General features: G+C 33.6%; 14 protein-coding genes. 11 read left to right on the top strand and 3 right to left on the bottom strand.

The window, feature by feature from the left end:
* The first annotated feature begins 12 nt into the window (after positions 1–12).
* From HLK68_RS03475 to phoU, 5 genes are all read left to right on the top strand, one after another.
* The gene (locus HLK68_RS03475; protein WP_006785789.1) at positions 13–930 is read left to right on the top strand and encodes a substrate-binding domain-containing protein; all 918 of its coding nucleotides are present in this window, start codon (positions 13–15) and stop codon (positions 928–930) included.
* A gap of 817 nt (positions 931–1,747) precedes the next feature.
* Complete coding sequence (gene pstC / locus HLK68_RS03470; protein ID WP_132942730.1) at positions 1,748–2,653, top strand: phosphate ABC transporter permease subunit PstC; 906 nt, start codon at positions 1,748–1,750, stop codon at positions 2,651–2,653.
* A complete protein-coding gene (gene pstA, locus HLK68_RS03465; RefSeq protein ID WP_009607232.1) occupies positions 2,653–3,822 on the top strand; it encodes a phosphate ABC transporter permease PstA in 1,170 nt (389 codons plus the stop codon). The genes pstC and pstA overlap by 1 nt, the downstream gene beginning before the upstream one ends.
* Positions 3,823–3,835: 13 nt before the next feature.
* The gene (gene pstB, locus HLK68_RS03460) at positions 3,836–4,588 is read left to right on the top strand and encodes a phosphate ABC transporter ATP-binding protein PstB (RefSeq protein WP_006783968.1); all 753 of its coding nucleotides are present in this window, start codon (positions 3,836–3,838) and stop codon (positions 4,586–4,588) included.
* An 18-nt stretch (positions 4,589–4,606) separates the two neighbouring features.
* A complete protein-coding gene (gene phoU, locus HLK68_RS03455) occupies positions 4,607–5,272 on the top strand; it encodes a phosphate signaling complex protein PhoU (RefSeq protein WP_009607234.1) in 666 nt (221 codons plus the stop codon).
* A 21-nt stretch (positions 5,273–5,293) separates the two neighbouring features.
* Here phoU and HLK68_RS03450 read toward each other — a convergent pair whose 3' ends face one another.
* From HLK68_RS03450 to HLK68_RS03440, 3 genes are all read right to left on the bottom strand, one after another.
* On the bottom strand, positions 5,294–5,677 hold the full coding sequence (locus tag HLK68_RS03450) for a MerR family transcriptional regulator (protein WP_006783970.1): 384 nt from the start codon (positions 5,675–5,677) through the stop codon (positions 5,294–5,296).
* Between the two features lie 61 nt (positions 5,678–5,738).
* On the bottom strand, positions 5,739–6,272 hold the full coding sequence (locus HLK68_RS03445; protein WP_229040134.1) for a flavodoxin family protein: 534 nt from the start codon (positions 6,270–6,272) through the stop codon (positions 5,739–5,741).
* Positions 6,273–6,342: 70 nt separating this feature from the next.
* Positions 6,343–7,683, bottom strand: a complete 1,341-nt coding sequence (locus HLK68_RS03440; RefSeq protein ID WP_006783972.1) for an MATE family efflux transporter — start codon at positions 7,681–7,683, stop codon at positions 6,343–6,345.
* Positions 7,684–7,898: 215 nt separating this feature from the next.
* Between HLK68_RS03440 and dnaX the strand changes: the two genes are divergently transcribed.
* The 6 genes from dnaX to rpsI all read left to right on the top strand — a co-directional run bounded on the left by dnaX (position 7,899) and on the right by rpsI (position 12,660).
* Positions 7,899–9,716 (top strand): DNA polymerase III subunit gamma/tau, encoded by a 1,818-nt coding sequence (dnaX, locus tag HLK68_RS03435; protein WP_009607233.1) that lies wholly within the window; start codon positions 7,899–7,901, stop codon positions 9,714–9,716.
* Positions 9,717–9,724: 8 nt separating this feature from the next.
* The gene (locus tag HLK68_RS03430; protein WP_006783974.1) at positions 9,725–10,036 is read left to right on the top strand and encodes a YbaB/EbfC family nucleoid-associated protein; all 312 of its coding nucleotides are present in this window, start codon (positions 9,725–9,727) and stop codon (positions 10,034–10,036) included.
* Between the two features lie 9 nt (positions 10,037–10,045).
* Positions 10,046–10,648 (top strand): recombination mediator RecR, encoded by a 603-nt coding sequence (recR, locus tag HLK68_RS03425; RefSeq protein WP_006783975.1) that lies wholly within the window; start codon positions 10,046–10,048, stop codon positions 10,646–10,648.
* 629 nt (positions 10,649–11,277) lie between these two features.
* Complete coding sequence (locus tag HLK68_RS14790; RefSeq protein WP_081448221.1) at positions 11,278–11,466, top strand: pro-sigmaK processing inhibitor BofA family protein; 189 nt, start codon at positions 11,278–11,280, stop codon at positions 11,464–11,466.
* 345 nt (positions 11,467–11,811) lie between these two features.
* On the top strand, positions 11,812–12,249 hold the full coding sequence (rplM, locus tag HLK68_RS03415) for a 50S ribosomal protein L13 (RefSeq protein ID WP_006783976.1): 438 nt from the start codon (positions 11,812–11,814) through the stop codon (positions 12,247–12,249).
* Between the two features lie 21 nt (positions 12,250–12,270).
* Positions 12,271–12,660 (top strand): 30S ribosomal protein S9, encoded by a 390-nt coding sequence (rpsI, locus tag HLK68_RS03410; protein ID WP_009607235.1) that lies wholly within the window; start codon positions 12,271–12,273, stop codon positions 12,658–12,660.
* Positions 12,661–13,402 lie beyond the last annotated feature (742 nt).

The following is a 13,402-nucleotide window of genomic DNA, read 5'->3' as shown; positions in this document are numbered from 1 at the left end:
GGAATGAACATAATGAAGAAATTAATGTCTATTATGGCGGCGGCAGCTTTAACTTTTTCACTAGCTGCATGTGGATCAAAAACTGAAACATCAGAACAGCCGCAAACATCAACAGAAGGTTCTAATACTGAAACAACAAGCCTAGGTGTCATCGATGTTGTGAGCCGTGAAGAAGGTTCAGGGACTCGTAGCGCATTCGAAGAAATTATCGGATTTAACGTAGACGGTGAAGATCCAATGACTAGTAATGCAACAATCAAAGATGGAAACGGTGTAGTTGCAACATATGTAGCTGGAAACGAATCAGCAATCGGATACGTATCATTCGTAACATTAGAAGAAAAAGCATCAGAATTAAAAGGATTAACAGTTGATGGAGTTGAACCAACAGCTGCCAATGTATTAGAAGGAACTTACGGTGTGTCTCGTCCATTTATGATGGTATATAAGGATGAAAACCTAACAGATGTTGAACGTGCATTCATCGACTTCTTAGCTTCAAAAGATGGATTAGAAGTCTTAGAGTCAACGGGAACAATTGTTGATACTGCCAATGCAGAAGATTTTGATATGTCTAAATATGATAACTTAACAGGAAATATGACATTAGGTGGATCAACCTCAACTGAAAAAGCAGTAAAAGCTGCAGCGGATGAATTCACAGCATTATTCCCAAAAGTAACTTACACTTATGATGGAACAGGATCTGGAACAGGTGTTAAAAATGCACAAGATGGAACTTACACATTAGGATTCGCATCTCGTGAATTAAAAGAATCAGAAATCGAAAGTGGTTTAGCATACTCAACATTATGTATGGATGGAATCGCAGTTGTTGTTAATAAAGAAAACTCAACAAACGATATCACACTAGAACAAATTCGAGAAGTATACACAGGAAAAATTACTGACTGGAATGAAGTAAAATAACAACAAAAAAACGAGACAACGAGAGTCTCGTTTTTTTTATGCTTTTAAATAGATATAAATTTAATGAAAAGAAATATTTGTATTTTTAGTATCAAAACAATTGTAAATCCATTTAGGTAACGTATCTTTATCGAGCAGCTCCTCTATGAAATTCGATAAAGTTGATTGGAGCCCAGACCGCTTCGATCACTTTCTCTTCATTTCTACGATGAGCTAAGCGCTCGCTTCAGCTTTTTTGTGTAATCTAGCTCCAAACAGCAATCTCTCTATAAAGTCGCTCAATTGTACGTTGACAAAAACATGTCATCGACAATCGAGTACGACTTTTACGAGAAGGTTAACCGCTGTTTTTCGCTTTTTTATAACTATGTTCTTCTTTTTTTTTAAACATAATATAGGGATGTTTTAGAATTGTTAAGTTTTTGTTAACAACCGTTAACTTTCTGTTAAGAAAGCTAATTTTTTATATAAAGGATGCTACAATAACGACGTATAACTGAGAGTAATTTATATTTAGAGTAGTGAAAAATCGCTATTCTCAGCTTTTTGTGTAATCTAGCTTCGATGAACCACTCCTCCACAAAATTCGAAAAAATCTACAGGAGTAAAAAAACACTCCTTTCGTTTTTTCTTCATTTTTGTTCGGGGTTAAACGTTTATCTCAGCTTTTGGTGTAATCTAGCTTCATCGAGCAGCTCCTCTATGAAATTCGATAAAGTTGATTGGAGCAAAAACCACTTCGATCACTTTCTCTTCATTTCTACGATGAGCTAAGCGCTCGATTCAGCTTTTTAAATTTAAAAATGAGGTGTTGAGATTGAAAAAGGATATGGCTATTAATCGTAAACGCGTCTTTCTAGAACGATTCTTTCATATCGTATTCCTAGTAGCTGCGCTATTTGCGGTCATCAGTGTTGCATTAATTATTATCTTTATTTTTGGTAAAGGGTTGGCTACGTTTTTCCCAAATAATAAATTCGGAACCTATAACTTTATCGACTTTATCACCGGCTTACAGTGGAAGCCTAAAATAGGAGATTATGGAATTGGATATATGATTGTTAGCTCGATTGTAGCCACATTAGGTGCTATCGTTATTGGAGTTCCAATTGCTTTATTAACTTCAATTTTTATTGCAGAAGTTGCGCCAAAATGGTTAGCAAACATCGTGCGTCCTGCGGTGGAATTATTAGCTGCCATTCCGTCTGTATTATATGGGGTCTTTGGGTTTGCTGTCATTACACCCATGGTTAAATCAATTTCTCCTTATCCAACAGGGGATTCATTATTAGCTGTTATTATCGTTTTAACAATTATGATTTTGCCAACAATTGTTGCCGTTGTTGAAACAGCTATTAGAGCAGTTCCGTCTAGTTATAAAGAAGGATCTCTTGCGCTTGGAGCCTCAAAAATGCAAACTATTTTCAAAGTCATCTTACCTGCTGCCAAATCAGGAATTTTAACAGGGGTCATTCTTGGAGTAGGGCGCGCGATTGGGGAAACAATGGCTGTTATCTTAGTAGCGGGAAATCCGGAATCAGGCATTCCACAAACAATTTTCGATCGTGTTCGTCTATTAACAACAAATATTGCATTAGAACAGGGATATGCAGCAGAACTTCATGAACAAATGTTATTCTCAACAGCTGTTATCTTATTTATCTTTATCATGATTATCAATCTAGTATTATCTAGAATTCAAGCAAAGGCAGGTGACCGTTAATGGTTAGTCGTAAAGTAAAAGATAACTTATTAAACGGATTAATTTGGTTATCTGCAGCAGTATCGGTGGGACTTTTAGTTTCAATCGTTTACTTTATTTTCTCAAATGGATGGTCTTTAATTAGTTGGGATTTCTTAACTAACGATTATGAATCACAGACACAATATGTAAATGTGGTGACAGATAAAACATTTATAGCACCAACAAACCTTTCAAGTGATGAATATTTCTCTGAAAATTTAGGTATTGCTATTGAACAGACAGAAGAAGGGTATGAAATCGTCTATGTAGATGATGCTTCTCCAGTAAAACATGCAATCAATAACGCTGATGAAGCATTCCCAGTCAAAGTAGGATATGAATTATCACAAATCAATGGAGACGGTGGAAATTTAAAAATTAAAGCTAATACACCGGCAGAAGATATTATCAATACACTAAACAGCAGCAATGAATTAATGTTAAAAGTAACATCACCAGGTGGCGGAATATTCCCAATGATTGTTTCAACTTTAATGCTAATCGCAGTTGCTTTATTATTTGCTGCACCAATCGGAATTTTGGCTGCAATTTACATGGTTGAGTACGCTAAACCAGGTAAACTTGTTAACATGATTCGTTTTGCAACAGAAGTTCTTTCAGGAATTCCATCAGTCGTATTTGGACTTTTTGGGATGTTGATCTTCGTTAATACCTTTAAATTAGGAATGTCTATTTTATCGGGTGGATTAACATTGATGATTCTTTTATTGCCAACGATGATGAGAACGACGGAAGAGGCTTTAAAATCAGTGCCGATGAGTTACCGTGAAGCTTCCTATGGACTTGGAGCTAACAAAATTCAAACACTATCAAAAGTTGTATTACCAAGTGCTATTCCTGGTATCTTGGTCGGAGTTATCTTATCAATCGGACGTACAATCGGGGAATCAGCAGCCTTATTATTTACAATTGGAACATTTGCAAAATTACCGGTTAATCCAAGCAGTGGGACATTATCATTATTTGAAACAGGAACTTCATTAACAGTCCGTGCTTATGTGGAAGTAAAAGAATCAGGTAATATTCAGATGGCGGCTGCAATTGGAATTGTCATTTTAGTGATCGTATTCACATTAAATTTAGTTTCACGACTAATTTCAAGAAAATTCAGTAAGGCAAATTACTAGGAGAGTGACGAAGATGTCAAACAAATTTCAGGTTAATGATTTAAACTTATTTTATGGAAGCTTCCAGGCTCTCCATCATATCAATATCGAAATTCCAGAACGTAAAGTAACTGCATTTATTGGACCTTCAGGGTGTGGAAAGTCAACGTTTTTACGTACCTTAAATCGTATGAATGACTTAATTGAAACAGTTAAAATTACTGGATCTGTAAAATTAGACGGGGAGGATATCTATTCTGATATCGATGTGATGAAATTAAGAACACGCGTTGGAATGGTATTCCAAAAACCAAATCCATTTCCAATGAGTATTTTTGATAACATTGCTTACGGACCACGCTGCCAAGGGATTAAAGATAAAAAGAAATTAGAAGAAATTGTTGAAAAATCATTACGTGGTGCTGCATTATGGGATGAAGTAAAAGATCGTTTAAATAAATCAGCATTAGGATTATCAGGTGGACAACAACAACGTTTATGTATTGCTCGTGCCATTGCAATGGAACCAGAAGTTATTCTGATGGACGAACCAACATCAGCACTTGATCCAATTGCAACTCAAAAAGTTGAAGAATTAATGGAAGAACTAAAAGAGAAATATACAATCGTTATCGTAACACACTCAATGCAACAAGCGGCTCGTATCTCTGATAAAACTGCTTTCTTCCTAATGGGAGAACTAATTGAGTTTGATGATACAGATAAAATCTTTACAAATCCAAAAGACAAGCGTACTGAAGACTATATTACAGGACGTTTCGGATAAAAAAGAGGGTGACATGGAATGAAAAAAACAAAGTTAGAATCAGATTATGATGCTCTACTTGGTGAAATTAGCAAACTTTCATCACTAACAGTAGAAGCATACCAAAACACATTAAATGCTTTAAAAACATTAGATGTTGAAATTGCTTTACAAATTATAAAAAGCGACCAAAACATTGATGACTTACAAGAAGAAATTCAAGAAGAAGCAACAATTTTAATTGTTCGTCAACAACCAGTCGCTAGTGATTTACGTAAAATCTTAATGATTATGCGATTAGCCAATGAGTATGAACGTATTGCAGACTATACGAAAAACCTAGCTGAATACATCATCTTAATTAAACAGAATGAATCAATTGAGCATTATCAGAAAAATGTAGATAAGTTAGTAAAAATGTTAGAAATTGTAATTAATATGTTAAAACTTGTCATCGAAGGATTAAGAACAGAAGATAAAACAAAAGTTAAAGAAGCAGCTGATATGGATAAACAAGTAGATGAAATCTATCAAGAACTATTAGCTTCTTTAATTACACATATCCAAGTTGTTGATGGCAAAGTATTCGGAACAGCTTATGCTATTCTAATTAATAAGTATATCGAACGTGCAGGGGACCACGTCACAAATATTGCAGAAGAAGTATTATACGCATTAAAAGGTCGCCGTTATCACTTAAATTAAAAAGCTCCCAACCGGGAGCTTTTATTTTTTTCTTCTAAACGATTCTTCTCTTGGAATCACATGTTGCTCATAAAATTCAATCTTGCCATTTAATCGTGTAACTGTCTTTTGTAACTCTGCAATCTTCTCAAGTAATACATCGCGCTGCTCAATTAGTATTTCCTTGCGGGCAGAGCTTGTTTCCTCACCTTGTTGGAATAATGTCACATACTCAATTAAAACCTCAATAGGCAGCCCAGAAGCACGCATACACTTAATAAATTCAATCCATGTACAATCATCTTCAGAATAATTTCTAATCCCATTCTTATTTCGTTGTACTGGAGGAATCAACCCAATCCGTTCATAATAACGTAGCGTATCCGCCGATAACCCAAGTCGCTCGCTAACCTCTTTAATATTCATTGCTAAATCCTCCAATAAAAGTCCTTATTAATAGTTATTATCTAATGAAATATATGCTATCTTATAAACTTTTTCCCATTTCGTAAGCTTGTATCATCAAATCAGTTTTTAAAGCATCGCCTTTTTGCCAAACCCCAGTCCCATAAAGAACACCTTTTTCCTTAGCTCCCTCTAAGCAGTCTATAAAACCTCGGAACCCTTCAACTGTCGGTTTTAATGCTTGTGGGTTACTATCAGCAGCCGTCACAATAAAATAGAAATCTTTATCAATAATCTTAATATATTTAGCTACTGTTCGATCAATCAATGTCTTCATCTGGGCATCCATCGAATAAAAATAAACAGGAGAAGCCATCACAATCACATCAGACAAAATCATCTGAGTCAAAATATCCGCCATGTCATCTTTAATCACACAACGTCCACCATTTCCTCGACAACCATCGCAAGCCATACAATAATTAATCTGCTTATCTCTTAAAAAAACCTTCAAAACCTCATGTCCAGCATCAATTGCTCCCCGCATAAACTCATCACATAACAAATCTGAATTTCCATGTCTTCTTGGACTACCCGATAAAATTAAAACCCTCATCAAAATCCCTCCCTCCATACTAACATACCCCTTGGAGTTAACTCCAAGTCAATAGAAAAAATGGATATCTCTAATCAAGAGGTATCCATTTTCCTTTTACCGTATAAATAATCATCAAAATAGCGCCTATCGTCCAAGAAATAGGATATCCAAGAAACACCCCTTCAATACTCGGATTAAATGCCAAAACACCCATAATCCATAAAACCCTTACCACACATAAACTAACAATCGAAATCATCATAGTAATCATTGTTTTCCCAGCTCCACGCACCGATCCAACTAACGACTGCATAACTGCTAACATGATGTACGCGGGAATCAGACACTGTAACATACTACGCCCATATTTGAGAACATCAGGTTCTTGAGAGAAGATTTTTAGTGCCTCACTACCAAATGCATACATTAATAAAGATACAATGATTGTGTAAATCGAAGTCATCCACAATGTTGTCTTCAACCCTTGTTTCATACGATCATACTGACGTGCCCCTAAATTTTGACCAATAAAGGTAGTAGACGCCATCCCAAAACTCATAATTGGCAAAATCATAAAACCATCTAATTTGATATAGGCGCTACATCCCGCAATAGCCGCCGCTCCGAAACCATTAATACTACTTTGGACAATGGCATTAGATAATGAAACAATAACTGACTGCAAGCCTGTTGGAATTCCAACCATCACAATCTCCTGAAATACAAGCTTATGAACACGGATTTCTTTAATAACAAGACGATAGCTCTCAGACGTCTTTATCAGATGAATCGCTAGTAAAATAGCCGAAACACCTTGAGCAAGTAACGTTGCCAGAGCTACGCCTGCAACTCCCATCTTGAATCCAACTACAAATAATAAATCAAGTACAATGTTTATTACAGATGAAATACATAAATAATATAAAGGTCGCCTCGAATCTCCAACTGCCCTCAAAATTCCAGCGCCCATATTATAAACAAGCAAAAACAAACTCCCAACAAAATACAACCTCAAATACAACACCGAATCTTGCAACACCTCATCAGGTGTTCCCATAATTCTTAAAATCCATGGAGAAAACATCATCCCCACAACCGTTAAAAAAATACCGGCTAAAATGCTAAGTGCTAGCGCCGTATGAACAGATTCTCTTAAACGCTTCTCATCTTTCGCTCCGTAAAATTGGGAAATAATAATTCCAGCACCTGTTGCAATTCCCATAAAAAATCCCACTAATAAATTAATAATTGGGGTACTTGCCCCAACTGCTGCCAGAGCTTGGCTTCCGACATAGTTTCCGACAATAATTGAATCAACTGTATTATAGAGCTGTTGAAATAGGTTCCCGACTAATAAGGGAATCGAAAATAATAAAAGTTGCTTCCAAATAACTCCCTCAGTCATCAAATTAGTTTTTTTCTCCATCATATCTTATCCCTCATAGTAAAATTTAAAATCTGATTGTTTTTAAACCTTTAGCTCAGTTTAATGTCTATTTATAATATTTTACACAATTTGGAATATTAATCAATTGATTTAAAAATGATTATAAAATGAAAATAAATGTGAAAACCAATAAATCTATCTAAAGTTTTTATGTTATAATCAAATTAACTTTGAAACTAGAGAGTAGGAAATCTTTTATGTCATACAATGCATTATATCGTGCTCATCGTCCCCAAAAATTTAGCGATGTAGTGGGACAAGTTCATATCGTTAGAACGATTCAAAATGCACTTAAACATGAACGTTTATCACATGCGTATTTATTTTGTGGACCACGCGGAACCGGAAAGACATCAATTGCTAAAATTATCGCAAAAGCTGTAAACTGTGTGAATTATCCAACCGATGAACCTTGTAATGAGTGTGTTAATTGTACAACCATTACAAACGGCTCTAATTCAGATGTATTTGAAATTGATGCAGCTAGTAATAATGGTGTAGATGAAATCCGTGAAATTAGAGATAAAGTTAAATATGCACCGACAATGGGGCGATATAAAGTATATATCATCGATGAGGTGCACATGTTATCCACAGGGGCTTTTAATGCACTTTTAAAAACGTTAGAAGAACCCCCTAAACATGTTATTTTTATTTTAGCTACAACAGAGCCACATAAAATCCCACCTACTATTATTTCTCGTTGTCAACGCTTTGATTTTAAACAGATTTCTACTAAAGAAATCACACAACATTTATCAGAAATTTTAACTAGTCAAAACATTGAGTTTGAAGAAGATGCTGTTCAATTAGTTGCTGAATTAGCTGAAGGTGGAATGCGTGATGCCTTAAGTTTACTTGATCAGGTTATTTCATATTCGTACGATAAGATTCTCATCGATGATGTTCATGCTTTAAGTGGAACAATTGCAAATCATCAGTTGTTACAAATTATTAGAGGAATAAAGGATTTAGATTTTTCAACAATCATTGATTTAATCCAGGATATGATTGACCAAGGAAAAGAAGCAATCCGTATTATAGATGGATTAATTAATGTTTATAGAGATTTATTGATGTATCAAAAAATAGGAAATTCTTCTAACATCTCTAATTTACTAATCTCTGACGAACTATTTATCCCATTAACGGAAGAATTACGTTCTGCACAAATTGTACAATATTTATTTAAATTAAATAAATTACAGAATGAAATGAGATTTGCGAATCATCCTGAATTAATGCTCGAAGTTGGGCTATTAAGTTTAACTGAAACTGACTCAGAAATGACAGGGAATAAGGCAGACTATGAGATAGAAATCAATGATTTGAAAAAAGAAATTGAGGTATTAAAAAGATTAGTTAAAAAAGTTGAGAGTATACCAACTACAGTTGCATCTAATCATACAAAAATCATTAACCAAGATGATTCTCAATTTAAAATGAATTTATTTCAAGAAGACACTAAAGTATCAGATTTCAAACTTCCAGCCACAGAAGACCATATTATCTTACCTGAACATATCACACCAGAAATGTTAACCATTGAACAAGTTTTATCTCATGCAAGTAAACAAGCAAGAGATAATGTCTTAGAAAAATGGTCCCAGTTAAATCCCATTAAAATGCCTGAGTACAAAGATGTTATTGTCTTATTACAAGATGGTAGTGTTGTCGCAGCTTCAGATGAAGGATTTATTTTAACTTACAAACATGAACCGGGATGTAGACGATTACTAAGAGAAGATAATAAAAAAATTGCTGAACAAATTGTGGCTTATCTATTTGGTCGTCCGTATGCTTTTAATGTCATGCCAGAGTCTTTTTGGCTTGAACAAAGACAAAGTTATTTAGAACAAAAGAAACAAGGTATTGAACCTAGACTAAAACAATATAGTCAGGATATTAAAAATGTGATAAATTATAATGAGGAAGTTCAGTCTAAGAAAGATGATTTTATTGATAATATTGTCAATTTATATGGGGCTGACTTAGTGAATATAATAGACGAGTAGGAGTAGTGATGATTATGAATCCAATGATGATGAAAAAAATTCAAAAAATGCAAAAAGATATGTTAAAAGCACAAAAGGATATTGAAGAATCAGTATTCACAGGTTCTGCTGCAGGTGGAATGGTAACAATTGAGGTTAAAGGTACAAAAGAAATTAACAAAGTAAACATTAATCCATCAGTTGTTGACCCAGAAGATGTAGAAATGTTAGAAGATGTTATTTTATTAGCATTAAATGATGCATTCCGCCAAGTTGATGAAAAAACTGAATCAACAATGGGACAATTCACAAAAGGAATGAATATTCCTGGATTATTCTAAGGAGATATTATGCAATATCCACAACCTATTACAAAATTAATTGAAAGCTTAAGTAAACTTCCAGGTATAGGAAATAAAACTGCGGAACGTCTTGCTTTTTATGTTATAAGTTCTATGAAAGAGGATGATGTAACAACATTTGCTAAAGCTTTAATCGATAGCAAACGTCAGTTATTTAAATGCCCAATTTGTGGGCATATTACAGATACTGACCCATGTTCAATCTGTTCAGATTCACATCGTGATCGTTCATTGATTGCGGTTGTACAAGATCCGAAAGATGTGATCGCTATAGAACGCATGCGTGGGTTTAAAGGGTTATACCATGTATTAAATGGAGTACTGTCTCCACTTGATGGCATGGGACCTGAAGATATCGGGATTCCGGCATTAATCGAACGTTTAAAAGATGAGAATGTAAAAGAATTAATATTAGCTTTAAGTGCAACTCTTGAAGGGGATGCTACTTCACAATACATTGCTAAGTTATTAAAAAATACAGATGTTAAAGTAACGCGAATTGCAAGAGGTCTTGAAATGGGGCGCTCAATCGAGTATGCAGATGAAGTTACTTTAATTCGTGCATTAGAAGGACGTCGTGAACTATTTTAATAATGTAATAGCCATCGTAAAATCATATAACGATGGCTATTTTTTATAGATTTAAGAGATGAAGTGATATTTTTTTACTTTTTGTGAGAAATTAAAAAGATGCTTAGTTTATGAATTTATATAAGAAAAATGAATATTACGAAATAGAATTAGGTTATTTATTATCTAATTTACTTTATAAAATTTAATATTTGAGCGATGGTACAATCGTGAACTAATCCTATCCTTTGAGATTGCGCTAATTACAATTATTTTCTTATTATTATGTTAGGTGTACTTGATCACCTTAGTTTTAGCTAAGGCATTCTATAACCAGTATGAATACAACATTTTAACTGTAATTTCAGAAAGAATTGAGTACGTAATCTTGACAATTAGGATTACCATTAGTGTTACTCTAAGGAGAGCATTGATGTTAGTATAAAATATTCGTTAGAATTTCATCATAGCTTCGTATTTAAGCTTTAACCATTGCTTGGGTATATTTTAGAAGCGGGATATTTTAATAATTTAATCTTTCCTCCTAATATAAAACTTAGTTATATCAACATTTTTAATTGCATATGATAGATTTTAGGAAGGGAGGTGTTTTGTTATTGGAATGATAGTATTTCAATAACAAAAATAATATGAAGACAGTAGGATGGTTAGTTAAAAGATTCATAATTGGAGTATTTGCCTTATATCTTTTTAATATAATCGGAGTATACTTTAATGTATCGATTCCTTTAAATTATATTACTTCTTTTATAACGGGAACTCTTGGCATTCCGGGATTTATATTAGTTTATGTTTTAACTAAAATAGTTTTAGTATAAAAATGGATAGTAGGCATAATCGCTTACTATCCATTTTTATACTGAAATCTAACCAAAATTTGATGATTCATATATAAGAGCGTCCATGTTATAATCAAATACGAAGGAAGTGAAAATATTCTTTCTTTTTTTCTTTTGAAATACCATAAAAGTGTTGTTTCAAAAAACATAAAATAAGAGAAAAAATAGAATATTTTTTTCTAAAAATACTTGAAAAAAGAGTTTATTTGGGGTAAAATAGTTAACGGTACATTTTCTTTATTTTCGAGAGAAAATTTGAGCCCCAGCGAATTTTCATTGGATTAAAAAAAATAATTTATAAGTTAAGAAGTAGGAGGCAGGACTATGCGTACAACATTTATGCAAAAATCTCATGAAGTAGATCGTAAATGGTTCGTTGTTGATGCTGCAGATAAAACTTTAGGGCGCTTATCTACAGAAGTAGCAACACTTTTACGTGGAAAACATAAACCAACATTCACACCACATGTAGACTGTGGAGATTATGTAATCGTAATCAATGCTGAAAAAATCAATTTAACAGGAAATAAATTAGCTGACAAATGCTACTACCGTCATTCAGGATATCAAGGTGGATTAACTGTTCGTACAGCTCAACAAATGCGTGATACTCAACCAGAACGTATGTTAGAATTAGCTATCAAAGGTATGTTACCAAAAGGACGTTTAGGACGTGCAACTGGTAAAAAATTATTTGTATATGCTGGAGCAGAACATCCACATGCAGCACAAAAACCAGAAGTTTACGAACTTCGCGGATAATTAAGAGGGAGGTAACAAGATATGACAGTACAATACTTAGGAACTGGTCGTCGTAAAAGTTCAGTTGCTCGTGTACGTTTAGTACCTGGAACTGGAAAAGTAATTATCAACGGTCGCGAATTTGAAGATTATATTCCTTCTGCAGCAACTCGTTTAGATATCATGCAACCATTATCATTAACTGAAACAGCTAACCAATATGATGTATTAGTTAATGTACAAGGTGGAGGATTAACAGGTCAAGCTGGAGCAATTCGTTTAGGAATCGCTCGTGCTTTATTACAAGTTGATGCTGAATACCGTCCAACATTAAAACCAGTAGGTTTATTAACTCGTGACTCACGTGCTAAAGAACGTAAAAAATACGGACTTAAAGCAGCTCGTCGTGCTCCACAGTTCTCAAAACGTTAATTTTTCTTTGGAACCACTATTGTGGTTCCTTTTTTATTTTAATAATATAGAAATGTATTCAATAACCTTTACTTTGTCACGAATGGAATGATTGTGTCTCCAGTGTCTGAAAGACTCCTTTGAATGATAATGAATTAAAGTAGCTACATATTTTTTGAGGTTTTTGCGGGTTTCCTTTTCTTTTAAAGAAACCAAGAAAATTATTTCATCGTAAATCTAAGTATGAATTGTTTTTAATGAGATAATGTGTTTAATCTGATATAACAAATTTATTCTAGAACTGAGTTAGATTTAAATAGTTTTGGATAGTAACAAAATATTCGTGCTGAATGTTCAATGTTTTTGTTATTTTAATGTATCATCTCTTTGAGTATTGTTTTCAAAATCAAGAATAAATATTTTGAGATGATAATTCATAAATGAGATCCGTGTTAAGAAGCTTACGTGTAACTTTATTCTATAACAAAGATTGTGATTTGTTGTTTATCATACTCACTATTACAATTGGTAATGCAAAAACGTAAATAGTACTAAGTGATAAAATATTTAAGACACTAAAATAAATGAAAAGAAATTTTTTAAAAAATAAAAAAAGTGTTTGACAAAAAAAACTTGAACATGGTAGAATAATCAAGTCGTCGAAAGAAGACAAACAAAAGAAATCGAAAGATTTTAAAAACTTCAAAAAAGTGTTTGACAGATAAAGTTGAACATGTTAAAATAATCAAGTCGTCGAAAGAGG

Origin of the sequence: Turicibacter sanguinis (assembly GCF_013046825.1) — a bacterium.
In the GTDB taxonomy this organism is placed as follows: Bacteria; Bacillota_I; Bacilli_A; order MOL361; family Turicibacteraceae; genus Turicibacter; species Turicibacter sanguinis.
This window is presented reverse-complemented; position numbering and strand designations above follow the sequence as displayed.

What these genes read in the sequence shown, in the direction of transcription:
- HLK68_RS03475 (WP_006785789.1), top strand. Translation starts at nt 13, where the DNA reads ATGAAGAAATTAATGTCTATTATGGCGGCGGCAGCTTTAACTTTTTCA.
- pstA (WP_009607232.1), top strand. Translation starts at nt 2,653, where the DNA reads ATGGTTAGTCGTAAAGTAAAAGATAACTTATTAAACGGATTAATTTGG.
- pstB (WP_006783968.1), top strand. Translation starts at nt 3,836, where the DNA reads ATGTCAAACAAATTTCAGGTTAATGATTTAAACTTATTTTATGGAAGC.
- phoU (WP_009607234.1), top strand. Translation starts at nt 4,607, where the DNA reads ATGAAAAAAACAAAGTTAGAATCAGATTATGATGCTCTACTTGGTGAA.
- HLK68_RS03450 (WP_006783970.1), bottom strand. Translation starts at nt 5,677, where the DNA reads ATGAATATTAAAGAGGTTAGCGAGCGACTTGGGTTATCGGCGGATACG.
- HLK68_RS03445 (WP_229040134.1), bottom strand. Translation starts at nt 6,272, where the DNA reads ATGAGGGTTTTAATTTTATCGGGTAGTCCAAGAAGACATGGAAATTCA.
- HLK68_RS03440 (WP_006783972.1), bottom strand. Translation starts at nt 7,683, where the DNA reads ATGATGGAGAAAAAAACTAATTTGATGACTGAGGGAGTTATTTGGAAG.
- dnaX (WP_009607233.1), top strand. Translation starts at nt 7,899, where the DNA reads ATGTCATACAATGCATTATATCGTGCTCATCGTCCCCAAAAATTTAGC.
- HLK68_RS03430 (WP_006783974.1), top strand. Translation starts at nt 9,725, where the DNA reads ATGATTATGAATCCAATGATGATGAAAAAAATTCAAAAAATGCAAAAA.
- recR (WP_006783975.1), top strand. Translation starts at nt 10,046, where the DNA reads ATGCAATATCCACAACCTATTACAAAATTAATTGAAAGCTTAAGTAAA.
- HLK68_RS14790 (WP_081448221.1), top strand. Translation starts at nt 11,278, where the DNA reads ATGAAGACAGTAGGATGGTTAGTTAAAAGATTCATAATTGGAGTATTT.
- rplM (WP_006783976.1), top strand. Translation starts at nt 11,812, where the DNA reads ATGCGTACAACATTTATGCAAAAATCTCATGAAGTAGATCGTAAATGG.
- rpsI (WP_009607235.1), top strand. Translation starts at nt 12,271, where the DNA reads ATGACAGTACAATACTTAGGAACTGGTCGTCGTAAAAGTTCAGTTGCT.